Below are 22,901 nucleotides of genomic sequence, written 5' to 3' on the forward strand. Positions count from 1 at the left end.
TCACTCCAGGTTGAGATCGCGGCGCGGCTCTTCCGCGCTCATCGCTTGGTTGATGCGGCTGATGTGTTCGCAGAAGTGGCGACGTTCGGCGTGCTCCATCGCCATCACCTCGTCCAGCGACCAATGAAAGTGATAGGCGATGAACGCTATTTCAGCGTAGAGCCGTTCATCTGCAACAGGTCGCGTTTTCCCATGAATGCGCCGACCTCCGGCACGGCGTCGGCGGCGCTGCCATCGATCTGGTTGATGCGGTTGTAGAGCTGCTGCAGGTAATTGAAATCCACCGCGAACAGCTCCTCGATCACCTTGGTGTTGATCATCTCCAGCGTGCCGAGCTTCACGATCACGCGCGACAGCACGATCACGGCGAGATAGCCGGGGTTGGCCTGCACGCGGTGGTCCTTCAGTGGCAATATCTCGTCGCCCGCGGTGGCCATGCGCATCACGCCCTGCCGTTGCAGTGTGCCGTCCGCGTCGCGGTAGCCGACGGGCAAGGTGAATTCCACTTCCGTACTGATCACGCTCATGACTGCCTCACTTGATTCGGTTCATGTATTCCATGGCCAGCTCCAGCGTTTCGACCATCACGTCGCTGCTGGCGGCGTTCATGCCGCTGGTCTCGTATTTCGTCGGCCAGGCGTTGATCACGTTCCAACGCACCTTCTCGCTGCCATCGGTGTCCAGCAGGATCAGCGAGATGTTTTTCTGCGCATTGGGGCTGCCCGATCCCAATTGCGATACCTGCTGCTGCCAGTTGTAGAGATCCATGCCGTCGGTCAGGCCCTTCTTCAGGCTCAGGCGTCCGTAGCTGGTGAGGCCGGACAAGGGGCGCTTGTAGATCGGATCGGTACCTTCACGGTAGTCGACGCTGTCCACGGTGATGTCGGGCACGCTGGCTTCCGCGAAGGCCGCCACCTGGATACCGGCGATTTCCACGCGGAAGCGAAAACCACGGAACGGATCGGTCAGTTGATTGGCCATGTCTCAAGCTCCTGCTCAGCTACCCGAATCTGGGCCGGCGGTCTTCTGGGTGATGCGGATGATCACGAACTCGGCCGGATAAACCGGCGCCAGGCCGATGTCGATGATCAACTGGCCAAGCTGGCGCGTTTCCGGCGGATTGTTGGATGCGTCGCAGGTGACGAAGAACGCTTCCTGCGCGGTGGCCCCGAACAGCGCGCCCTGTTGCCACAGCGTGGTGAGGAACGCGCTGATGTCGCGCGTGACCGCCGCCCATAGCTGCTGATCGTTCGGTTCGAACACCACCCATTGCAGGCTGTTGCGCAGGCTCTGCTCGACGAAGATGAAGAGCCGCCGCACGCTGAGATACGTCCATTGCGAATCCTGCGACACGGTGCGCGCGCCGTAGATCACGTTGCCGTAATTGATCAGGTTGCGCAGCGCGTTGATGCCGTTCGGGTTGAGCGTGTCCTGATCGGCATCGGTAAGCTGCATGAACAGCGCGGTGACGGTGCGCATGGCGCCGTCGTTGACGCCGGCCGGCGCTTTCCACACGCCGATGCTGCCATCCGTATAGGCATAGCGCCCAAGCGACGGCCCGGATGGCGGCATCGGTACGTTGCTGTTGCTGAGCGGATTGAAGATCCACGCCCACGGGTAATACAGCGCGCCGTAGCTGGAATTGATCGCCTGGCCGCCCTGCGATGTGCCGGGCGGCGGCGTGCCGTTCTTGAACGAAAGCACACCCGCCACATCCTGGCCATACGGCGGATCGATCACGTAGAACAGGCTCGCCAGCTTCTCGCACAGCGACAACCCCTGGTTCACCCATTCGCTTTGCGTGACCGGATCGGTGACGCCGCTGCTGTTGGTGATGCCCACCGTATCGGGCATCGCCAGCAGGCTCAGTGCCTGTACGGTTTCCAGCGTATTGAGCGCGGCACTGATGTCCCACGAGGCATTCTGGCCATTGGTGAAGGGAACCGGTGCGGATGTGTTATCCGGGCGCGTCTTGTCGTATTGCGTGACGCGGATGAAGATCGACTGCGTATTGATGCGCGAAGCAAAGGAAGCGTCCGCCGAGGTAAAGCCGCTGAAGGCTTCCAGCACGTAGTAATAACTCGCACTGCCGGAACTGGCATCGCCGATGGGAGTCCTGGCCAGACCGTTCTGGTTCACGTAGGCGATCAGCATCTGCGTGGCCTGATCGGTGGGCGGCTGGCTTGGATTGATGACCGAGTCGGGCACCACCACCTGCACGTTGAAGATCGGTGTCTGATCCGAACTGCCACTGGATGGGCTGCCGGAACTGCCGTTGCAGATGTAGACCTGCAACAGGTTGCCCCACGTGCCCATGCTGGCGGTGCTGAACGTGGTTCCGCCCACCGTCGCCGTGGCGAGCGTGCCCTGGCCCGAGCCGGTCTGCCTGGTGCGCACGACGTAGCAGCTGGTGCCGCCTTCCTGGAAGAACTCGTATACCGTCCAGGGCATGAAGCCGTTCCAGGTAAGGCTGCCGAACTGGCGCGTGAAGGCGTTCCAGCTGGTGATCAACGTGGGTACGTTGAACGGCCCCATCTCGGCCCCGCCGATGAATGCCGCCACCGACGTCGATGCGCCCTGGATGCTGCGCGCACCGGGGATTTCTTCGATATAGATGCCGGGATGCAGATAAGTCGCCACGATCCTGTTCCTCTGTGTTGGGGCATTACTTGGGCAGAACGTCCACGCGCGTCGCGCGCCCCGGCGTTACGGAAATTTGCTGCTGTGCGGCCACGCCGCCGGGCACATCGACGCGCAAGCTCACCGCGGTCGGATCGGCCAGTTTTCCCTGCAGCACCAGCACGTAGTCGCGATCGTTGCCGGCAGGCGCTTGCACGGTGTGCGGACGTCCGTGGACCGAGCGGTAATCGGCGCTGATCGTCGCATCGCCTGCCGTGCCGCACACGCGGCCGTGGATGAGGGTGGCGCATGCGGGATAGGCGTAGTGCGGCCCTGGCTTCAGCACGCAGCGGATCAGCCGCTCCGAAGCGCAGGCCGCTTCAGGCAGCACGAGTTCCATCTCGCATGCATCGAAAGGCGGCACCACGACGCGCAATACGTGCGCACCAGGCCGCACGTCGAAGAACACGTAGCGCGCCTGCGGCTTGGCGATCGGCATGCACGGCTTGCCGTCCCATTCGAAGCGCGGCGCCGCCACGCGCGCCGGCCGGTCGAGAAAACCATCGACCAATTCGACCACGGCAGACAGGCAAAGCAGCGTTCCCATGCGCACTCAACTCCTTAGCGGACGCGTGTTCACCAGCGTCGTGTCGACCTGCGTCACCATGTATTCGTCGAAGGCCGGTTCCGAAGGTATCCGCACGGGTGACAGCGTATACAGCTTGGTGAACTTGTATGACTTGCCGGAAAAGCCTGCCCACAAATCGCGCATCACGTCCACGGACGAATCGCGCGGCACGATCTGGATGCGGCTGTTGCCCGTTTCCTCCAGACCCGGGTGCAGCAATGGCCCTTGCAGCCACGACACGTTGTGCAACAGCCGCATCAGCTTGTCGGCCAGCACCAGCTCCATTTCGGCGGACTTCGCATACGGCACCAGCATGTAGACGAGATCCACCACCATCGGCGCCGGTGTGATCGTCAACGCATTCGAGCCGGTGGCGCCTTGAGGAATACGGCCAAGCGTCGGCGGTTCGTTGCGCAACCATGGGTTGTGCTCGATCTGGTACAGATACAGGGAAAGCTTGTTTTCGCCCTGTGCTTCGATCTCCGCGGGCGATTCGAATACCACCGCGGACTCCGCCGACAGTTCGGAGATGTGGGTGCGGATCAGGTCGCGCAGCGATTCGCTCACCCAGCGCACGACCTGCCCGCTGGCATCGTCCGGCGGCGACAATGGCGGCTCGTTCTGCACGGCTAACACATGGCTTAAGGCCATCGACTTTCCCTAGAGCGTGAAGACCGAATAGGTCGGGCTGATCCATTGCGGCTGCCGTGTTCCGACCTGTGCGCATACCGATACCGAGGGATCGGCGATCGCCTTCAGATAAATGCAGGACAGATCGGCCGGCTGCCACGACACATAGGCAACCATCAGCACGTCGCTGAGCGTGCCGCCTTGCCCGTTGCCGGTCTGCATCACGATCCGCTTGTCGTTATAGGTGAACGACGCCAGCGGAATGTTTCCGCCGGTGCTGCTCAAGGCCGCGCCCAGCGCCTGCGGTACCTCCGGCCCCAGCGTCCAGCGGGCCGAGCCGGGCGCTCCAGCAATCACATCCAGCATCAACGGCGAGCCCGGCTGCAGCCCGCTGATCGTAAACAGCACGCTGCGACAGTTGCGGGGCGCCGCTGGCAGCACGGCGCTGATCCGCCCGTTGTACCACTGCACGGGCTGCTCGCCGCCGAGAAAAGCGCTCACCACGGCTTCGTTGTTGAGCGTGCAATAGCCCTGCAGAAAAGGCACGTCCGGCTCGATATCGAGAAACAACGTAAGCGAAAATTTGTTCAGCGCCGGTGCGACGCTGGAGGTGCGTATCTCCAGAATGCCGCCATTGAAGGAAACGCTCTGCAACACGGGCACATTGCCGTACACATCCTGCGCTAGCACGTTGTAGGAGAAACCAAGGCTGTCGCCAATGCGCCCTCCCATCGACCAGCGCGCGCCAGGTGTCGTAAGCGTGATGTTGAGATAGGAGTTGGATGCCACGTTGCTGAACTGAAGCACCACCGGTATCGCATTTCGGTACGACATGCAGCTTTCCCCCTGCATCAGAAATCGATCGCGAAGGCACTCAGGCCGACCAGGCTGACGCGCTCGGTGTTGGACTGCAAGGTGGCGACGGCGCCGGGCGGCAGATCCACTCGCCCGCGAAAGCCGGGCTGCGCGGTGCGCACATAGAGATTCACCAGTATTTCCTGGCAGGTGTTGTAGGTCTGCACGTAGAACTCGCGCGCATTGATGAGGTAATTGCGCAAATACAGTGCGGGATCACGGGTGGTGGAAAAACTGAGGCCAACCAACCCAGCACCGTCCCCTTCGCTCCACATGGCAACCTGGTCGTCGCGGATGATCAAGGAAGCCTTGCTGTTGGCGCGCACGTTTTGCAGCGAGATCGTCAGCGGCCTGCACAGTACCGGCACATCCGACTGCGCCATGGCGGCCATGAGATCGCGCTCGTTCAGGTGCGAACTCAAATGCCGCTTCATCACCTCGCTCATGCGCGGGTTGCCGCCAGCATCAGCATGCATGCCGGGATCGGTCAGCGTCTGCGCAGGCAATACGACAGGCTGCTGCTCGCCAGCGGCAACGCCTTCATTCGCCATCGCCTCGGTTGCAGCGTCCGCCGGCCTGGCTTTCTTCTCGGTCATGGCGTTACCGACTTTTGTTGATCGAAATGGTGTTTTCCCCAGGGTATAGCTGTCCACCTCCACCGGGGCCGTCAAGCAATGAATAAGACGCCGCGATGTTGGCGCCATGGGTATTGAGGTCAAGCCGCAGCGAGCCGTTCTCGAACGTGCTCCAGACGACGTTCGCAACGCTGTCGTAGGCCGCTGCGCTGGCGACGTTGAGAAAAAGCCCCGTGGTCCAGATGCTGGCATTGTTCATCGGCGGCGTGGAGGAGCCCATGTAAGGCGTGAGCTGCGACTTCTTTTCGCTCGATATCACGAACTCGTTCGAATCGAGGACGGCGATTTCCAGCATCTGGTTGCTCATCGTGTCCTTGAACTGAAATTGAAAGGCAACCTGGTATAGCGCCAGATCATTCGAAGGCATGGCCATCCCCTGCTTGCCGCGCTGACAGCTTGCCACGCCATCACGCAGTCGGCGTTGCTTGCCAAGTTCTTGTCGAAGGATGTGCTTCCGGTCGTGCGTGCCGGAAGCACCCCCGTTTTGCGGCAACGGTCTATTGCATGGTTGCCGAGGTGTTCGACCAGTCGAAATTGGTGGTCGTATTGAAGGTCAGGGTCTTCGCCTTTTGTCCACCCAGCCCCAGCGTGACCTGTGCGCCCGACGGGACGGACTGCAATGTCGCCGAAAAATCCGTCAGGTCCTGGCTCGCGCATAAGAAGCCATTGAGATTGAACGCAACCGCGCTGCCTCCTTTTGCCGTCTCGAAGGTGATCTGGCTGGCCGTTACCATGAAGCTGGTCAACGGCAGCGAACCCGTTGAAACCACCATGTTGATGCCCGAGGACTCAGTGTCGGCAGGATCGCCGGAACTCCACACAATGGTTCCCTTCTTCGTGGAAATCGACACGATGATGGGTGTACCCGGTGCTGCATTGGTCACCGTCAGAATGGCGGATTTGTACTTGTACAATGCGGTCGCACTCGCCGCATAGGCATGCTTGGAAGTCTCTTTCGAGGTCGACATGTCGCTCATATCAATTCTCCTTTCAGGGAACGAGGTATCGGTGCAAAGCGCCTCGGCGGACTGTGCCTGGCACGCGTCCGCCTTGCTCGTTGAAGCCGAAGCGCCTGGTGCATGGGCACGTTACGACCCCGACGGTCGCTTGCCTCCCCCTGTCGGGCTGCCTGCGAGCACGCCGTTTCTGGTACGGGCCGGTCGAAGAAAGGTGAACCATCGCCCGCTGCAAGTAAATCCAACGAAAGGCTTAGGACCAAAGACCCATCTGATATGCATCGACTCAAATCACGGCGCGACGTTGACGATGCCGATCGCGATGAAGGAAAAATTGCGGTCGCTGCGATTGCCCCCTGCATCGCCGGTAAAGACCGTCGATTGGTTGGCGCTGAGCAACGGAAAGGTCACGTTGTCCTTGGTGTTCTGGCTAGTGCCGAACCCCCATTGCGACCCAGTGATGGCGGGTAGATGGTTGAAGGCTGGGGAGAAATTGATCAGGTACGTGCCGGCCCCCGTGCGGTTCACGGAAAAATTGTAGTTTCCGTTCTGCGCCTTCGATCCATTGGCGATGCTTCCGTCCTTGTTGATCGCACCCCACACGATGATCTGGGCCATGCTCGCTCCTTTTGCTTTCAGTGAAAGGTGAGGCGCTGCGGCTTATGCGCTGCGCTCATTTGCAAAATAACGTTCGCACCGATGGCGCGCCTGCCTATCCAAAGTCTTGCCATTTCTTCACGTGGCATGCACGCGTGCTCATGCAACGATCCCACGGTAGGCTTCGCGTAAGCAAAAAGAAAGCCTATGCCCAGGGGGCTAGCCATGAAACTGCTGGTGATCGACGACGATTCCGTATTGCGTACCGGCCTGGCCGTCTTGCTGAGCCGACTGGAAACGGAGACCGTGGTGCAGGACGTCGAGAGTGCCGATCATGGACTTCGTCTGGTCAAAGAGCATCCGGATCTCGCTGCCATTGTGATCGATCCGCTTGCGGCAGGTGTCAAGGGCGCGACGGAATTAGCGGATTTCGTGCGGGCAGCCGCGCCGGTGCCGGTCATCGCACTGTCACACTCGGAACATCCCGAATACGCCAGGCATGCATTGGCATGCGGCGCGCGCGGTTACTTGCCGAAGTCGGCCAGCCCGCACACGATCCAGTCGGCGATCCGCCTTGTGCTGGGCGGCGACGTCTACGTGCCGCCATTGCTGTTGCAGGACGAATCTTCGCCTGTGTCGAGCAGGTCATGGGCCTTCGATCCGACGGCGCATGCGTCGCTTACCCATCGTCAACGAGCCGTATTGCAATTGCTGTGCCGCGGCCTCTCCAACAAAGCGATCTGCCACCGCCTCGATCTTTCCGAAAAAACCGTCAAGGCACACGTATCGGGCATCTTCAAGGCGCTGCACGTCGCCAATCGCACGCAAGCAGCGCGCGTTGCGCTGGATGCGGGACTGGTGAGCTGGGGTGTCATACCTCATTCCGTGAGCTCCTGACTCGCAACCCGCACGCTTGCTTTGCGAGTGATCTTTGACTCACCCGACGCGTCTCGTGTTGTTTAGTGAGTTGTCCTGTTGCTCCACCAAAGCAAGTTTTTGACAAGCTTTGCATGTTCATCGGCTCGCAAAAGGTGTGCCGGGCAGCAGTGGGCTTTCGCTGGGATGACGGCACATTATTGATTGGGCCCTCAAATAGTTCGCACCATGGCCATCCAATCTCGCTTTCCAACGCGGTTGGTGAATGGGTGCCACCTGTACTATTCGTGGGCCGGATCAATAAGGTGCTGACCGAGATGTTGCGATGACCGCGCGTGTGCTGATGGTGCAAGGCTGCACCTCCGATGCTGGCAAGAGTGCGCTGGTGACGGCGTTGTGCCGCTGGGCGCGCCGGCGCGGTCTGCGCGTGGCGCCGTTCAAGCCGCAAAACATGGCGTTGAATTCGGCGGTGACGATGGATGGCGGTGAAATCGGGCGAGCACAGGCGGTGCAGGCCCAGGCGTGTGGCATCGAGCCGCAAGTGGATTTCAATCCAGTGCTGCTCAAGCCTAACAGCGATATCGGTGCGCAGGTCATTGTTCACGGGCATCCGGTAGCGGATATGGATGCATGTGATTATCACGAGTACAAACGGCGGGCGTTCGATGCCGTGATGGCATCGCATCAACGCCTCGTCGATACGTACGATGTGGTGATCGTGGAAGGCGCCGGCAGTCCGGCGGAAATCAATCTACGTGATCGGGATATCGCCAACATGGGATATGCCGAAGCGGTGGATTGTCCGGTCATCCTGGTTGCCGATATCGACCGTGGTGGCGTGTTCGCCCATCTGGTTGGTACGTTGGCGTTGTTGTCGCCAAGTGAGCAGGCGCGCGTTGTAGGCTTCGTGATCAACCGCTTCCGTGGCGATTTCGCCTTGCTTCAGCCCGGGCTTGAATGGCTGGAGAGCAAAACTGGCAAACCGGTGCTGGGCGTCCTGCCGTATCTGCAAGGCTTGTATCTGGAGGCCGAGGATGCCTTGCCGCGCGAAAGGGATAGCAAGCCGGATGCCTTGCTGCGTGTGGCGGTGCCGGCTTTGCCACGGATCAGTAATCACACGGATTTCGATGCCCTGCGTGCGCATCCGCAGGTCGATCTGCATATAGTGGGGCCCGACGAGGCTCCGCCAGCTTGCGACTTGATGGTCTTGCCGGGTTCCAAATCCACTTGCGCCGATCTTGCGTGGCTGCGTGCACAGGGGTGGGATACAGCGATCGCACGGCATCTGCGTTATGGCGGCAAGCTGATCGGCATTTGCGGCGGTTTGCAGATGCTGGGGCGTGCCATCCACGATCCACTGGGCAGGGAGGGCGAGCCAGGTTCCAGCGAGGCGCTAGGTTGGTTGGATCTGGAAACCACGCTTGAGCTGGACAAACAATTACATCGGGTGCGCGGACGCCTGAGTTTCGCCAACGCCCACGTACATGGCTATGAAATCCATGGTGGCGTCAGTTATGGACCGGCGCTCGCGCGCCCGTTCGCACAACTCGATGGCGGTCGCAGCGATGGCGCACTATCGGCGGATGGACAGATCATTGGTACCTATCTGCATGGCGTGTTCGACGATCCGCAAGCCTTGCGCGCCTTGCTGCAGTGGGCTGGCTTGCACAGTGCTGGAACCGTGGACGTGCATGTTTTGCGCGAAGCAAGTATCGATCGGCTTGCCGATGCCGTTGAGGCGCATCTCGATACGGTCCGGTTGGAGCGATGGTTAGGAATCGCCCCATGCGTAAACGTCAACTGCCTGCATCCGATGCTTACCGTCGGTTAAAATCGCCTATCTACCCCGATAATCATTAGCACCGCCGGCCCTATGGCCCTTGGTCCAGTGGAGATGTTTTGCCTATGCCCATCTACGAATTCCAATGCCATGCCTGCGGGCATCAGTTCGATCGCCTGCAGAAGCTATCGGACCCTGATCCGTCCAATTGCCCCGATTGCGGCAAACCCCAGGTACAGCGAAAACTGAGTGCTCCGCAGTTTCGCTTGGCCGGCGGCGGCTGGTATGAGACGGATTTCAAGAAAGATGGGGACAAGAAGCGGAATCTGGCGGGGGATGCGGCGGGCAGCAAGCCGGCTGAGTCTAGCCCGGCGCCGGCGCCGGCTGAGAGCAAGCCCGCGCAGGCGCCCGCGCCAGCTCCCAGCGCCGAATAGTTCTGCTGACTAAGCGCACTTTCATCCCGCGACCGGCAGCCATCAGTGCGTAGGTTTCATCCCAGCAGGTTGTCACAGGTTCCCGTGTAGACGTAGCCATTCCGCAAGATTTGCCCCTCACCCCAACGGTCATGCCGCGCGGCGGCACCCGCCATGATGAAACCTGCTTCACTCATCGTCGCCCCGGCGAAGGCCTGTCTCTTGATCACATTTTCATGAGTGCGAAATGCGCGCTTTTTTGCTCGTCATCCCGGCGCAGGCCGGGACCCAGTGACTTTAGTTCGCCAGTGCTCTGCCTGAGTCGGCGTTCTACGAAGAGCGAAGACGCTGGGCCCCGGCCTTCGCCGGGGCGACGAATCCGGAGGTACGGTGTGTTTCATGGCAACCCTCTCCCCAGAGGGGAGAGGGAGAAAAAGCGTGGCCAACTTATGCCTCGCGCGATAAGCATCATCTCCCTGTCCCTTGCGGGACAGGGAGATGATCGTCCCACCACCAGTGCTAAGATTCCAGGTCTTTTCCATGTCAATTCGCCGCCCAGGCGGCCCGGAGTTTCTTTTCGTATGCGCACGCATTATTGCGGCCTTATCCATGAGTCGCTGGTCGGCCAGACCGTTACCCTGTGCGGTTGGGTCAATACCCTTCGCCTGCAAAGCCACGTCGCCTTCGTCGATTTGCGCGACCATGAGGGTATTGTCCAGGTCGTCATCGAGCGCGAGAACGCCGCCGCTTTCGTCGTGGCCGGCGACTTGGGTTACGAATACTGCGTGCGTGTCACCGGCAGCATTCGCAAGCGCTTGTCGGCCAATGACAAGCTCAACACCGGCACGGTCGAGCTGTTGGCGGAAAAGGTGGAGATTCTCAACGTCGCGAAGGATCTGCCGTTCGCGCTGCACGAGAGCCCCAACGAGGACATGCGGATGACTTACCGCTACCTCGACCTGCGCCGCCCGGATATGCAGGCGATGATGCGCACCCGCATCAAGCTGGTGCAGGCGCTGCGCCGCTATCTGGATGCGCGTGGTTTCCAGGACATCGAAACACCCATCCTCACCAAGGCCACGCCGGAAGGTGCACGCGACTACCTGGTGCCCAGCCGCGTGCACCCAGGCCAGTTCTACGCGTTGCCGCAGTCGCCGCAGTTGTTCAAGCAGATCCTGATGATGGCGGGCTTCGATCGCTATTATCAGATCGCGCGCTGCTTCCGCGACGAAGACTTGCGCGCCGATCGCCAACCGGAATTTACCCAGCTTGATCTTGAATTCGCTTTTGTCGAAGAGAAGGACGTGCAGGATTTCGTCGAAGGCTTGATTCGCCATGTGTTCAAGGAAGTGGTGAACGTGGAACTGGCTGCCGTGTTCCCGCGCATGACCTGGGAAGAAGCCATGCGCCGGTTCGGTTCGGACAAACCGGACCTGCGCATTGCGCTGGAACTGGCCGACGTGGCTGATGCGCTCAAGCACGTCGAATTCAAGGTATTTGCGGAGCCGGCCAACGACCCTGCTAGCCGTGTGGCCGCGCTGCGCGTGCCGGGCGGTGCATCGCTCAGCCGCAAGGAGATCGACCAGCTCACCGAATACGTCGCCAAGTACGGCGCGAAGGGTCTGGCCTGGATCAAAGTGAACGATCTGGTCAAGGGCCGCGAAGGCATCAACTCGCCGGTGACCAAGTTCCTTGATGATGCAGCACTCGACGCGGTGCTCAAGGCGACGAGTGCACAGTCGGGTGACATTGTGTTTGTCGGCGCGGGCAAGTGGAAGACGGTCACCGATTTCATGGGCGCGCTGCGCCTGAAGGTCGGCAAGGATCGCGGCTTGGTCGAAAATAGCTGGAAGCCGCTATGGGTCACCGACTTCCCGATGTTCGAATATGACGAAGAAGAAAAACGCTTCGTTGCTCTGCATCATCCATTCACCGCGCCGAAGGTTGATGATGTAGCCGATCTGCGTGCCAGCGCCGCCCATGCGGTGAGTCGTGGTTACGACATGGTGCTCAATGGCAACGAGATCGGCGGCGGTTCGATCCGTATCCATCGTCCAGAGATGCAGAGTGCGGTGTTTGAGTTGCTCGGCATCGATGCGGAAGAAGCGCGGATGAAGTTTGGCTTCCTGCTCAAGGCGTTGAAGTTCGGTGCGCCGCCACACGGTGGCCTGGCCTTCGGCATCGATCGCATTGCCGCGCTGATGGTCGGCACGGAGTCGATCCGCGACGTGATTGCTTTCCCCAAGACCACCAGCGCGCAGGATCTGATGACCGATGCGCCATCGTTGGTCAACGAGGCGCAACTGAAGGAGCTGCATGTGTTGGTGCGGGACTCGGGAATCGGGACTCGGGAATCGTAGAAGTGGGGCGCAGCAGCGTTCCGGCGGCGGCTTTCAACTATTCTCGATTGACGATTTACGATTCCCGGCACCTCCCCCATGACCGAACACATCATCCTGCTGCACGGCCTGTGGATGCGCGGCTTCGCGCTGGGCCTGTTGCATCAGCGCCTGATGGAAGAGGGCTTCCGCGTTCATCGCTTCGACTATATGAGCGTGGCGGCGACCCAGCATCACATCCTAAAGCGTTTGCGGGCGGGCATGGAGGAGTGCGCGCCGGAGAGCGTCCATCTGGTCGGCCACAGCCTGGGTGGTTTGCTGGCCTTGCGCGCCTGCCTAGAGCCGGGCCAGCTTCCGCCGGGCCGCATCGTTTGTCTTGGCTCGCCGCTCAAGGGCAGTGCCGTCGCGCGTGCGTTCGCAAGCTGGGGGCGAGGCAGCGAGGTATTGCTTGGGCACAACCGCCCGTTGCTGGAGCAGGGATTCGAAGCATGGAACGGGCCGCGCGAGGTGGGCGTGATCGCCGGCCGCATGCCGATTGGACTGGGGGCGATGCTGGGTCATATCGCCGGTGAGCACGATGGCACGGTGGCGGTGGAGGAGACCTGTCTGCCCGGCCTAGCCGCCCATTGCGTGGTCGAGACCAGCCATACCGGTTTATTGCTATCGGCCGAGGTGGCCCGGCTTACCACGCGATTTTTACGTGAAGGTCAGTTCGGGCCGGTCCTTGACGGTAGTGATACCTAGGATATCGGGCAAGATCAGTCTTCAACATCGCCCGTTCCCGTCGCAATAACTCAGAATGAGGTAAGCCCCCGGCTTTGCCGGGGGACTCACCAAGGTTTGACCTATACGGCGGTCGTAGTGAACCTGAAATCTCGACCAAGAGACGAGGTTCACGATGAAAGAGTATCAAAGCTTGAGTCATGCCCGTTGGGACTGTAAGTACCGCGTGGTGTTCATTCCCAAGCGGAGAAAGAAGCAGGTGTTTGGAGAGTTACGCAAGCACTTGGGCGAGGTCTTCCACGAGTTGGCTTCGCACAAGGAATCGCAGATTGTGGAAGGCCACCTGATGAGCGACCACATTCACATGTGCATCAGCATTCCGCCGAAGTATGCAGTGTCGAACGTGGTGGGTTACCTCAAGGGTAAGAGTGCCATCACCATTGCGCGCAAGTTCGGAGGACGGAATCGAAACTTCACTGGGGAGTCGTTTTGGGCACGAGGCTATTTCGTCTCGACGGTGGGCTTGGACGAAGCGATGGTGAGGGCATACATCCGAAACCAAGAGCAAGAGGATGAACGTTACGACCAGATGAAGCTGGGCGTGTAGCCCGCCGCCTTCAGGCGGCTCACGCTGTTATCGCCCCTTTGAGGGGCTCACCCAATAAAGCCCCCGGCTTTGCCGGGGGATACTTACTGCGACGGGGCTGAACGTCGGAACGAAGCAGGAACCATTGACCGGAAAGTGGAAAACTTAGGGATGCCTTAGGCACTGGTGTCCATGCCGTGATGCATTTTCTTTACAGGCGTTCTCCATGTTGGTCTATTTCACTTGTGGGCACTGAAAAATCGAACTTATCTTCAGTCTTATTGCTATCGTTTATCTCGATCACTCTACATGAGCTAAGCGGAAGAAAAGAAACTGACTTGGTATTATTTCTTTCACGGCGAGGCTCTCTACTCGTGACAGCGTCCTGGCGATTAACGAAGGGGTGGACTTCGTAACTTGGTATTTCGTCCTCGCTAGATTTTTCGGGATGTTCTTGGCGAATGCTTGATGGAGGGAATGATGTCTCGCTATATTCAGCCCCTTCAAAATTACAACGCGTAAGGTGGGATGATGATAAGTTCAAGTATTTGAGAATGGATTCGCTAAAATTCGTGTATGGCATATCGCAGCGCTCGTATGTGCTGCAAATCTGTTTTGTTTGACTCATGTTCATTTTAAATAAAGAGCAATCTATCATTCTGGTGTCGATGATGGTGGCAGACGAAAAGTTTGCGCGATCCATCACAACGCCCTTAAATTCACAATTTTCTAGCCTTGCATTGCGAAAATCCGGGTTCGTCAGGCTGATATTGGAAAGTTTAAGGCCGCTTACGCGCAAGCCGTTAAAATCAGCGTCTTCGAAAGTCACGTCAGTCAGATCAAGGTTGTTCACAAAATCAACCATCTGTCGTTCTTGATCCGGACCTTGTGTGGACATTTCTCGGATAAGTTCGGGAATGGGCAGGAGCTGCTTGTCTTCAAAAGGCAGGTTATTAATGTTTTGAGTATAGATCCTCATTAAACCCGGATCTTCGATCGATGCAAGGGTTGTTAATGACGTTAGACGCGATGAAAAGTCACCGCTGCAAAGATTCAGATAAGCCCGTCTTGCTTCTTCTTCGGGCGAAACAGGTAGATGATTCTGTCCGTCTTGAGCACTTCTGTGTACGTAAGCGGGAAATGATGCTTCCATATCAACACCTCTTAATCTTTGATTAAATTTAAGATTGTGAAAAGTGCGTTGGCTAAGCAAAACTTGCATGCAATATGCAAGTGGGAAAACTATGACTCTACGGACTAACGATCTAGCATCGGGTAAACACCTGAGTTTTTCGAGAAACACCTTGGTGGCCATGGCACTAACTTAAGTCCGTCCCGCCATCACTCGATACGGGTGAACGCGTAGGTTGGGGTGCAAACCCCAACGTTGCCATCTCTCACGAACCACGATGTTGGGTTCGCACCCCTACGCGGATCGTGTCGCAAGACTTGCCCCCTCAGGCTTCGCCGGCGACTTATTTAAGGTTATTTTTGAGACACTGCACTAGGCGCAATGCAGTAAAATCATTCGCTTATCATCTGATCCAGTCAGGAATCGCCATGGGTAGAGGCCCGTCCATCGAAGGTCGCAAGAACGCTGAAGACGCCAAGCGCGCTAAGGTGTTTACCAAACTGATCCGCGAAATCACCGTTGCCACGCGTGCCGGCGTGGCTGATCCCAATCTCAACCCGCGCCTGCGCACGGCAGTGGACAAGGCGCTGACCGCCAACATGTCCAAGGACACTATTGAGCGCGCGATCAAGCGTGGCGCTGGCGCCGACGGTGGCGCGAAGATGGAAGAGCTGCGCTACGAGGGCTATGGCCCGGCCGGCATCGCCCTGATCATCGAATGCTTCACTGACAATTCCATCCGCACGGTCGCGGATGTGCGCCATGCGCTGACCAAGCATGGCGGCAACCTCGGCACCAGCGGCTCGGTGGCATTCCAGTTCACTCGTTGTGGCGAGTTGGTGTTTGCGACTGGCGGCGATACGGCGGCGGAAGAAAAGCTGTTTGAGGCGGCACTCGAAGCTGGCGCCGATGATGTGATCAACGAAAACGGTGAAAGCACCGTGATTTGCGCGTCGGAAAATTTTGAAACGGTGCAGCAGGCACTGATCGAAGCGAAGCTCGATGCGCAGCACGCGGGCGTGGTGATGCGTCCGAACAGTCGCGTTGCCGTCACCGGCGAGGCGTTGGAAACCCTTGCCGACCTGCTGGAAAAACTCGACGGGCTCGATGACGTCAGCGAGGTGTATCACAACGCTTTGCTGCCGGTTGACGTTGCCTAAGTGATGGTCATTGCGACAGCTACCTTGCGATGATCCGCATCATTGGTATTGATCCAGGCAGTCAGCGCACGGGCATCGGCATTGTGGATGTCGATGCCGCGGGCAAGCTGTCACATGTTTTTCATGATGCTCTGGTCGTGGCTAGCGAAGAGAACTTTCCGCTGCGCCTGAAACGTATTTTTGATGGTGTCGGTGAGATCATCGCGGCCTATCGTCCGGTCGAGTGTGGCATCGAGCGCGTATTCATGGCACGCAACGCCGACTCGGCGCTTAAACTCGGGCAGGCACGCGGCGCAGCTATCTGCGCCGTGGTTCATCGGGGGATTACCGTGCACGAATACGCAGCGACCGAAGTGAAGAAGGCTGTGGTCGGTGGTGGCCGCAGCGACAAGACACAGGTACAGCACATGATTGGCGTATTGCTTGGGCTGAAAGGCCCAATCCAGGCTGACGCGGCTGACGCGCTGGCGATTGCCGTGGCGCACGCGCACACGCGTTCCAGTCTCGAACGCGTAGGCATTCCACGCACCGCATGGAGACGTCGCCGATGATCGGCCGACTTCGAGGCATTCTTGTTTCAAAGCAGCCGCCATGGCTGATGGTGGAGGTCGGCGGCGTTGGCTACGAGCTGGAAGCGCCCATGTCCACCATCTACGACTTGCCGGCGACCGGCAAGGAAGTCACCCTGCTTACCCATTACGCGGTCAAGGAAGACAGCGTCGCGCTCTATGGCTTCTTGCACGAATCCGAGCGCACCCTGTTTCGCAATCTGCAAAAGGTTAGCGGCATCGGTGCGAAGATTTCGCTGGCCGTGCTGTCTGGCGTCTCGACGCAAGAGTTTGCACGTTTTGTGCAGGCTAGCGATGTGGTCGCCCTGACCAAAATTCCTGGCATCGGCAAGAAGACCGCCGAGCGCATCGTGGTGGAGTTGCGCGATCGCGTGGATGGTCTTGGTGCCAGCGTGCCGGGTTTTTCCGCCGCGTCGAACGCACCGCTCGATCCTGCCGCCGAAGCTACCGTGGCCTTGCAGCAGCTTGGTTACAAACCCGCCGAAGTCACCCGGCTGGTGCAAAAGGTGGCTGTTCCAGATGACAGTGCCGAAACCATCATCCGCAAGGCGCTGCGCGCCGCACTTGGAAGTTGAGGATTCTTTGTGGGACACGATATTTACCAAGGAATGAGCGAGTCCGAGGCCAGAAAGCGCGTGGCGGTGTTGGCACTGGGCGCCATCGGCGTGGTGTATGGCGACATCGGCACCAGTCCGCTCTACACCTTGCAGACCACGCTCGGTTATGAGGGCAAGACCCCAGAGCCGGATAGTATTTTCGGCATACTGTCATTGATTTTCTGGGCGCAGATCATCGTGGTGTCGCTGAAGTACGTGGTGTTCATCATGCGCGCCGACAACAAGGGCGAAGGTGGCATCATGGCGCTGATGGCGTTGGCCCTGCGTGGGGTGCGTGACAGTGCGCGGATGCGTTGGGTGCTGGCCATCATCGGTATTTTCGGCGCGGCCCTGTTCTATGGTGATGGCGTGATCACGCCGGCCATTTCCGTATTGTCGGCGGTCGAAGGCGTGAAGGTAGCGGCGCCGGGGCTGGCGCACTGGGTGATGCCGATCAGTGCGGTCATCCTGTTTTTCCTGTTTGCCTTGCAGAAGCATGGTACCGATCGCGTGGGCAAGTTGTTCGGGCCGGTGATGGTGGTGTGGTTCATCGTCATCGCGGTGATTGGTTTGTACAATATCGTGCAAAACCCTGGCGTGTTGAGGGCGCTTTCGCCGCATTACGGTTACCACTTTTTCATCCATCACGGCTGGAGTGCTTTTATGGCGTTGGGTGGCGTGGTGCTGGCGCTGACGGGCGCCGAAGCCCTGTACGCGGATATGGGGCATTTCGGCAAGAAGCCGATCCAGCTTGCATGGTTCAGCTTCATTCTGCCGGCGCTGGTACTCAATTATTTCGGCCAGGGAGCATTGCTGTTGCGCGATCCCAGTGCGATCGACAATCCGTTCTTCAAGGCAGTGCCTTCGATGTTCCTGTATCCGATGATCGGTCTGGCCACCATGGCTACGGTCATTGCTTCGCAGGCGGTGATTTCTGGCGCCTTCTCGATGACTCGTGAGGCGATGTCGCTGGGTTATTCAATGCGCATGCCGGTCGTGCATACCTCGCGCGAAATGTCCGGCCAGATTTTTGTGCCTTGGGTGAACAGCTTTCTGCTGGTGATGGTGCTAGCAGCGGTGGTTGGCTTCGGCAGTTCCGATGCACTGAGCGCGGCCTATGGTATTGCCGTGACCGGCACGATGAGCATCACCACGATCCTTGCGCTGTTCGTGGCGCGCCATCAATGGGGTTGGCGTTTGCCATGGCTGATCGTGGTGGGCGCGTGTTTGTTGATCATCGATTTGTCGTTCTTCTCCGCCAACTTGCTGAAGGTTGAGGCCGGTGGCTGGTTCCCGCTGGTGTTGGGTCTTGGTGTGTTCATCGTCATGACCACCTGGCGTCGTGGCCGCGAGCTGGTGGTGCGCGAGATTAAGCAGGGTGGCCTGGCGCTGATGCCTTTCATCAAGAACATCACCGAGCATCCACCGTTGCGCGTGCCCGGCACGGCGGTGTTCCTCACCGCCAACCAGAACGCCGTGCCGCATGCGTTGCTGCATAACCTCAAGCACAACAAAGTACTGCACGAGCGTAACGTGATGCTGACGGTGGAAATTCTCGAAACGCCAGTGGCCGATGCCGAGGAACGCATCCATCTGGTGCCGCTGGATGGCGATTTCTACGGCCTCGAATTGCGCTTTGGTTTCGCTGAAGACCCGAACATTCCGCAGGCACTGTCCAAGTGCGCAAAGAGCGGCCTGTCACTCGATCTCATGGACACTACTTTCTTCCTCTCACGCGAAAACGTCGTGGCGGATAAGCGTCGCCCTGGCATGGCGCTGTGGCGCGATCGCCTGTTTGCCTTCATGTCGCGCAATGCACTGCCGGCCACGGCGTTCTTCCAGATTCCAGGGAACCGGCTGATCGAGCTGGGGACGCAGGTGGAAATTTAGCGGGAATCGTCAATAGGGAATAGGGAATCGTTAAAAACCACGGTCATTCCTGCTTGCTAAATTATTTGCTATGGCGCGCTTTTGCTCTCACCATTGACGATTCCCGATTCCCGATTCCCGATTCCCGATTCCCGATTCCCGACTCCCGACTCCCGGCCATGACCGATCACCGCCTCATCACCGCCGACGCCCAGCTCGACGATGAAACCCTGGAAGCTTCGATCCGTCCCAAGCGGTTGGCCGAATACCTCGGCCAACAGGCGGTGCGCGAGCAGTTGTCGATCTACATCGAGGCGGCGAAGAAGCGGGGTGACGTGCTGGATCACGTGCTGATCTTCGGGCCGCCGGGCTTGGGCAAGACCACGTTGAGCCACGTCATTGCTAATGAGCTGGGCGTCAACGTGCGCTCCACGTCCGGTCCGGTGTTGGAGCGGGCGGGCGATCTGGCGGCGCTGCTGACCAATCTCGAAAAGCACGATGTGTTGTTCGTCGACGAGATCCATCGCCTGTCGCCGGTGGTGGAAGAAGTGCTCTATCCGGCGATGGAGGATTTCCAGATCGACATCATGATCGGCGAAGGCCCGGCTGCACGCTCGATCAAGCTGGACCTGCCACCCTTCACCCTGATCGGCGCCACCACGCGTGCCGGTCTGCTTACCGCTCCCTTGCGTGACCGCTTCGGCATCGTGCAACGCCTGGAGTTCTATTCGCCGGACGAACTGACCGCGATCGTGCGTCGCTCGGCGCGCATTCTCGGCATTGCCTGCGAGCTTGAAGGTGCGCGGGAAATCGCGTGTCGCGCGCGTGGCACACCGCGTATTGCCAACCGTTTGCTACGTCGCGTGCGCGATTATGCTGAAGTACGTGCCGGTGGATGCATCACGCCCCAGGCGGCGCAGGCCGCGATGGACATGCTCAAGGTGGATGCCGAAGGTTTCGATGAACTGGATCGGCGCTTGCTTACGGTCATCATCGAGAATTTCGATGGTGGCCCCGTCGGCGTCGAGTCGCTGGCTGCCGCACTCAGCGAGGACCGTGGCACCCTTGAAGACGTGGTCGAACCCTATCTAATCCAGCAGGGCTTCCTGGTGCGTACCGCACGAGGACGTATGGCCAGTGCGAAAGGCTGGCGCCACCTCGGGCTTGCGCCGCCACCGCGCCAACCACAGGCAGCGGATCTGTTCGGCGATCAAGATGGCTGAGATGACGCGTTTCGACTGGCCAGTCCGCGTTTACTGGGAAGATACCGATGCCGGTGGCGTGGTCTACCATGCCAGTTACCTGCGCTTCCTGGAGCGCGCCCGCACCGAGTGGTTGCGCAGCCTGGGCGTAGACCAGATGGCTTTGAAGGAAGCCACTGGCTTGGGCCTCGTGGTACACCGGATGGAGATCGACTTTCTCCGTGCTGCCCTGCTGGACGATGAACTGTGGGTGAGCGTGGAAGTCAAAGAACGGCGTTCAGCCAGTATCCTTTTCGCGCAGAGCATTACCCGGTCGGATGGAGCTGTGCTGATCCAGGCGCAGGTGCGTGCAGCATGCGTGGATCTGAAACGGATGCGGCCCGCCCCGATTCCAGTCGATATCGCTGACCGGATCGTCCCCAGAACTTAAGACATACCTTTGCGGTGGAGTACCCCCAAGCCATGAATGGTGGATTGAACGTTTTCGAGATCGTTGCGGGCGCAAGCTGGCCCGTGAAATTCGTGATGTTGGCGCTGATACTGTTCTCCTTCCTGTCTTGGGTAATCATCATCCGCAAGTATTCGCAGCTCAAGGCGGCAATGGAAAATGCCGAGTCCTTCGAAGAACGCTTCTGGTCCGGTGCGGACCTGGCTCAGTTGTTCCGCGAGGTGAGCAATAACGGCAATGACAACGGCGGCATGGAGAACATCTTTGAATCGGGCTTTCGCGAATTCGTGCGCCAGCGCCAGCGTCGCGTCAGCGACATGCGCACGGTGATCGAAGGCTCCGAGCGTGCGATGCGTGTGGCGGGCACCAAGGAAATCGGCTTGCTGGAACGGAATCTGGAATTCCTCGCCAACGTCGGCTCGATCAGTCCTTATGTCGGCCTGTTCGGTACGGTGTGGGGCATCATGGGCGCCTTCCAGGGCCTGGGCGAAATGAAGGACGTCACTATCGCGGTGGTCGCGCCGCACATCTCTGAAGCACTAATCGCCACCGCGATGGGGCTGTTCGCGGCTATCCCAGCCGTGTGGGCCTACAACCGCTATGCCAACAAGGTGGAGCGTGTCGCTTCGCATTACGAGGTGTTCCAGGAAGAATTTTCCTCCGTGCTGCAGCGGCAGCTCCAGGTCGACGACACGAACTGAGCCGGTGACGCCCACGTAGAATGGAACAGAGCATCCCATGCGTAATTCCGCGCGCCACAAGCGCTTGAAATTGAAATCCGAGATCAACGTCGTACCCTACATTGACGTGATGCTGGTGCTGCTGATCATCTTCATGGTCACCGCGCCGATGCTCAATGCAAACGTCGACGTGAATCTGCCGCAGGCCAACGCCAAGTCGCTGCAGGACAAGAAGGAGCCAGTCATCGTCTCGGTGGATAGCCAAGGACAGATGTACCTCACCCTCGGCACCAGCAAGAAAGAGCCGATCGATGCCGATGCCTTGAAGGTGAAGGTCGGCGCGTTCGTGCAGGAGAATCCGGACGTCAGCGTGCTGGTCGCGGGTGATCGTGATGGCAAGTACGACGGTGTCTACCAGGTACTGGCCTTGTTGCAGCAGGCTGGCGTCGCCAAGGTCGGCTTGATGAGTGCGCCGGAGTCGGGCAAGCCAAATGGACGACCGTAACAAGAGTCTGCTTTCATGCTCCAAGCGCCTCGCATTGCCCCTGAGCGATTGCCAGGTGGTAGGGCGCAGCGCAGCGCTTGACTGGCTGTCAAGTCAAGTCACGCGCTGCCGCATGGCAACCGCTCAGGGGCAATGCGGGGCGCTTGGAGCATGAAAGAAGACTCTAAAGGGACTCCGCTGGCGGTCGTGCTCTCGGCTGTCCTGCATCTGGGCATTGTCGCGTTCTTGTTTCTGGCGATGCTGCCGTGCACGAGCTACGAGAAATTCCTCAGCGCGCTGGGGCTACCCAATCCCATCTCTTGCACACCGCCACCTTTGCAACTGACGGGGCCGGTGATTGAGGCGACCCTGATCGGCAATACGGGCGCGCCGCCACCCAAGGCGGAGAAGATCAAGCCGATTCCCAACACCGTGCCACCGCCACCGTCGGTACCGCCGCCGCCCCCGCCGCCACAGGTGCAGCCGCCACCGAAACCCAGTCAGTTGCCACCGCCGCCGAAAAACCCGAATACGGTAGATCAGGAGCGCGTGATGCAGGACGCGCTGCAAAAGGCTGAGGACGCCAAGAAGGTGCAGGAAGAAAAGGAGCGGCAACGTCAATCCGAACTGGATGCGCAGGCGGCCAAGCGCAAGGCGGAGCAGCAAAAAGTCGATGAGCTGTTCAAGCAGCTCAATGATGCTTCTGCGCAGACGCAAAAGGCCGACACCAAGGCCAAGCAGGCCAAGCAACAGCTTGCAGACCTTAAAAACGCCCAGGACAACGGCCAGGCTAACCTGCCTAACGCTCCGCAGCGCCAGAGCGGCAACAACGCCGCAAACAGCGACCTGATGTCGCAATACGCGGCGGCTATTCAGAACGCCGTCACACAGAACTGGACCCGGCCGGATAACATGCCCAGCGTTCCATGCACGGTTCATATCGTGCAGTTGCCTGGTGGTAACGTCATGAGCGCAAAGGTTGTCGGCAATTGCCCCTATGATGACGCCGGCAGGCGATCGGTCGAAAATGCCGTGTTGCGTGCGCAGCCGCTGCCCTACAAGGGCTTCGAAAGCGTGTTCCAGCGCGAGATCGATTTCACCTTCACACCGCAGTGAGCAAGCCT

General features: G+C 59.3%; 27 protein-coding genes. 15 read left to right on the plus strand and 12 right to left on the minus strand.

The genetic code is table 11. The annotated features are described in order from the left end of the window. From EO087_RS16955 to EO087_RS14325, 11 genes are all read right to left on the minus strand, one after another. Nucleotides 1-198 carry a DUF6760 family protein gene (locus EO087_RS16955; protein ID WP_128899456.1) on the minus strand — a complete coding sequence of 66 codons (198 nt, stop codon included), beginning with the start codon at nucleotides 196-198 and terminating at the stop codon, nucleotides 1-3. Beyond that, nucleotides 147-527, minus strand: coding sequence for a hypothetical protein (locus EO087_RS14280; RefSeq protein WP_205744377.1), 381 nt, complete (start codon nucleotides 525-527; stop codon nucleotides 147-149). The genes EO087_RS16955 and EO087_RS14280 overlap by 52 nt, the downstream gene beginning before the upstream one ends. Before the next feature lie 7 nt (nucleotides 528-534). Continuing rightward, entirely contained in the window at nucleotides 535-981 is a 447-nt protein-coding gene (locus EO087_RS14285) for a phage tail protein (protein ID WP_128899457.1), read from the minus strand. 15 nt (nucleotides 982-996) lie between these two features. After that, nucleotides 997-2,640 (minus strand): phage tail sheath C-terminal domain-containing protein, encoded by a 1,644-nt coding sequence (locus tag EO087_RS14290; RefSeq protein ID WP_205744378.1) that lies wholly within the window; start codon nucleotides 2,638-2,640, stop codon nucleotides 997-999. Between the two features lie 25 nt (nucleotides 2,641-2,665). Further along, nucleotides 2,666-3,226, minus strand: a complete 561-nt coding sequence (locus tag EO087_RS14295; protein ID WP_128899459.1) for a hypothetical protein — start codon at nucleotides 3,224-3,226, stop codon at nucleotides 2,666-2,668. A 6-nt stretch (nucleotides 3,227-3,232) separates the two neighbouring features. After that, nucleotides 3,233-3,898: a DUF4255 domain-containing protein gene (locus EO087_RS14300; RefSeq protein WP_205744379.1), complete on the minus strand. Its 666-nt coding sequence runs from the start codon at nucleotides 3,896-3,898 to the stop codon at nucleotides 3,233-3,235. Between the two features lie 9 nt (nucleotides 3,899-3,907). Further along, entirely contained in the window at nucleotides 3,908-4,711 is an 804-nt protein-coding gene (locus EO087_RS14305) for a hypothetical protein (protein ID WP_128899460.1), read from the minus strand. A 17-nt stretch (nucleotides 4,712-4,728) separates the two neighbouring features. Beyond that, the gene (locus tag EO087_RS14310; protein WP_128899461.1) at nucleotides 4,729-5,328 is read right to left on the minus strand and encodes a hypothetical protein; all 600 of its coding nucleotides are present in this window, start codon (nucleotides 5,326-5,328) and stop codon (nucleotides 4,729-4,731) included. A 4-nt stretch (nucleotides 5,329-5,332) separates the two neighbouring features. After that, nucleotides 5,333-5,734, minus strand: coding sequence for a hypothetical protein (locus EO087_RS14315; protein WP_128899462.1), 402 nt, complete (start codon nucleotides 5,732-5,734; stop codon nucleotides 5,333-5,335). A gap of 130 nt (nucleotides 5,735-5,864) precedes the next feature. After that, a complete protein-coding gene (locus EO087_RS14320; RefSeq protein ID WP_128899463.1) occupies nucleotides 5,865-6,344 on the minus strand; it encodes a hypothetical protein in 480 nt (159 codons plus the stop codon). A gap of 270 nt (nucleotides 6,345-6,614) precedes the next feature. After that, nucleotides 6,615-6,941, minus strand: a complete 327-nt coding sequence (locus EO087_RS14325) for a hypothetical protein (protein ID WP_205744380.1) — start codon at nucleotides 6,939-6,941, stop codon at nucleotides 6,615-6,617. Between the two features lie 204 nt (nucleotides 6,942-7,145). Here EO087_RS14325 and EO087_RS14330 point away from each other — a divergent pair, with 204 nt between their 5' ends. The 6 genes from EO087_RS14330 (at nucleotide 7,146) to tnpA (ending at nucleotide 13,658) form a co-directional block, all read left to right on the plus strand. Further along, a complete protein-coding gene (locus EO087_RS14330) occupies nucleotides 7,146-7,817 on the plus strand; it encodes a response regulator transcription factor (protein ID WP_128899464.1) in 672 nt (223 codons plus the stop codon). A gap of 304 nt (nucleotides 7,818-8,121) precedes the next feature. Continuing rightward, nucleotides 8,122-9,627, plus strand: coding sequence for a cobyric acid synthase (locus EO087_RS14335; RefSeq protein ID WP_128899465.1), 1,506 nt, complete (start codon nucleotides 8,122-8,124; stop codon nucleotides 9,625-9,627). 74 nt (nucleotides 9,628-9,701) lie between these two features. Further along, nucleotides 9,702-10,010, plus strand: coding sequence for a zinc ribbon domain-containing protein (locus tag EO087_RS14340; protein WP_128899968.1), 309 nt, complete (start codon nucleotides 9,702-9,704; stop codon nucleotides 10,008-10,010). Between the two features lie 560 nt (nucleotides 10,011-10,570). After that, nucleotides 10,571-12,349, plus strand: coding sequence for an aspartate--tRNA ligase (aspS, locus tag EO087_RS14345; protein WP_128899466.1), 1,779 nt, complete (start codon nucleotides 10,571-10,573; stop codon nucleotides 12,347-12,349). A gap of 78 nt (nucleotides 12,350-12,427) precedes the next feature. Continuing rightward, a complete protein-coding gene (locus tag EO087_RS14350; RefSeq protein ID WP_128899467.1) occupies nucleotides 12,428-13,072 on the plus strand; it encodes an alpha/beta hydrolase in 645 nt (214 codons plus the stop codon). Nucleotides 13,073-13,226: 154 nt separating this feature from the next. Beyond that, nucleotides 13,227-13,658, plus strand: a complete 432-nt coding sequence (tnpA, locus tag EO087_RS14355; RefSeq protein WP_128898495.1) for an IS200/IS605 family transposase — start codon at nucleotides 13,227-13,229, stop codon at nucleotides 13,656-13,658. 190 nt (nucleotides 13,659-13,848) lie between these two features. Here the strand turns inward: tnpA and EO087_RS14360 are convergent, their stop codons facing one another. Then, on the minus strand, nucleotides 13,849-14,859 hold the full coding sequence (locus tag EO087_RS14360) for a pentapeptide repeat-containing protein (RefSeq protein ID WP_164931860.1): 1,011 nt from the start codon (nucleotides 14,857-14,859) through the stop codon (nucleotides 13,849-13,851). A gap of 338 nt (nucleotides 14,860-15,197) precedes the next feature. Here EO087_RS14360 and EO087_RS14365 point away from each other — a divergent pair, with 338 nt between their 5' ends. The 9 genes from EO087_RS14365 to tolA all read left to right on the plus strand — a co-directional run bounded on the left by EO087_RS14365 (nucleotide 15,198) and on the right by tolA (nucleotide 22,893). Continuing rightward, complete coding sequence (locus tag EO087_RS14365; RefSeq protein ID WP_128899469.1) at nucleotides 15,198-15,929, plus strand: YebC/PmpR family DNA-binding transcriptional regulator; 732 nt, start codon at nucleotides 15,198-15,200, stop codon at nucleotides 15,927-15,929. A 29-nt stretch (nucleotides 15,930-15,958) separates the two neighbouring features. Continuing rightward, nucleotides 15,959-16,480 carry a crossover junction endodeoxyribonuclease RuvC gene (ruvC, locus tag EO087_RS14370; RefSeq protein WP_205744381.1) on the plus strand — a complete coding sequence of 174 codons (522 nt, stop codon included), beginning with the start codon at nucleotides 15,959-15,961 and terminating at the stop codon, nucleotides 16,478-16,480. Next, a complete protein-coding gene (gene ruvA, locus EO087_RS14375) occupies nucleotides 16,477-17,073 on the plus strand; it encodes a Holliday junction branch migration protein RuvA (protein ID WP_128899470.1) in 597 nt (198 codons plus the stop codon). The genes ruvC and ruvA overlap by 4 nt, the downstream gene beginning before the upstream one ends. Before the next feature lie 33 nt (nucleotides 17,074-17,106). Then, the gene (locus tag EO087_RS14380; protein ID WP_128899471.1) at nucleotides 17,107-18,984 is read left to right on the plus strand and encodes a potassium transporter Kup; all 1,878 of its coding nucleotides are present in this window, start codon (nucleotides 17,107-17,109) and stop codon (nucleotides 18,982-18,984) included. Between the two features lie 158 nt (nucleotides 18,985-19,142). Further along, nucleotides 19,143-20,186, plus strand: a complete 1,044-nt coding sequence (gene ruvB / locus EO087_RS14390) for a Holliday junction branch migration DNA helicase RuvB (protein ID WP_128899472.1) — start codon at nucleotides 19,143-19,145, stop codon at nucleotides 20,184-20,186. A 1-nt stretch (nucleotide 20,187) separates the two neighbouring features. Beyond that, a complete protein-coding gene (gene ybgC / locus EO087_RS14395; RefSeq protein WP_128899473.1) occupies nucleotides 20,188-20,595 on the plus strand; it encodes a tol-pal system-associated acyl-CoA thioesterase in 408 nt (135 codons plus the stop codon). A gap of 32 nt (nucleotides 20,596-20,627) precedes the next feature. Further along, the gene (gene tolQ, locus EO087_RS14400) at nucleotides 20,628-21,314 is read left to right on the plus strand and encodes a protein TolQ (RefSeq protein WP_128899474.1); all 687 of its coding nucleotides are present in this window, start codon (nucleotides 20,628-20,630) and stop codon (nucleotides 21,312-21,314) included. A 37-nt stretch (nucleotides 21,315-21,351) separates the two neighbouring features. Then, nucleotides 21,352-21,798 (plus strand): protein TolR, encoded by a 447-nt coding sequence (tolR, locus tag EO087_RS14405; protein WP_128899475.1) that lies wholly within the window; start codon nucleotides 21,352-21,354, stop codon nucleotides 21,796-21,798. 150 nt (nucleotides 21,799-21,948) lie between these two features. Next, nucleotides 21,949-22,893, plus strand: coding sequence for a cell envelope integrity protein TolA (gene tolA, locus EO087_RS14410; protein ID WP_128899476.1), 945 nt, complete (start codon nucleotides 21,949-21,951; stop codon nucleotides 22,891-22,893). Nucleotides 22,894-22,901: the final 8 nt, after the last annotated feature.

This window comes from Dyella sp. M7H15-1, assembly GCF_004114615.1.
GTDB lineage: Bacteria > Pseudomonadota > Gammaproteobacteria > Xanthomonadales > Rhodanobacteraceae > Dyella_B.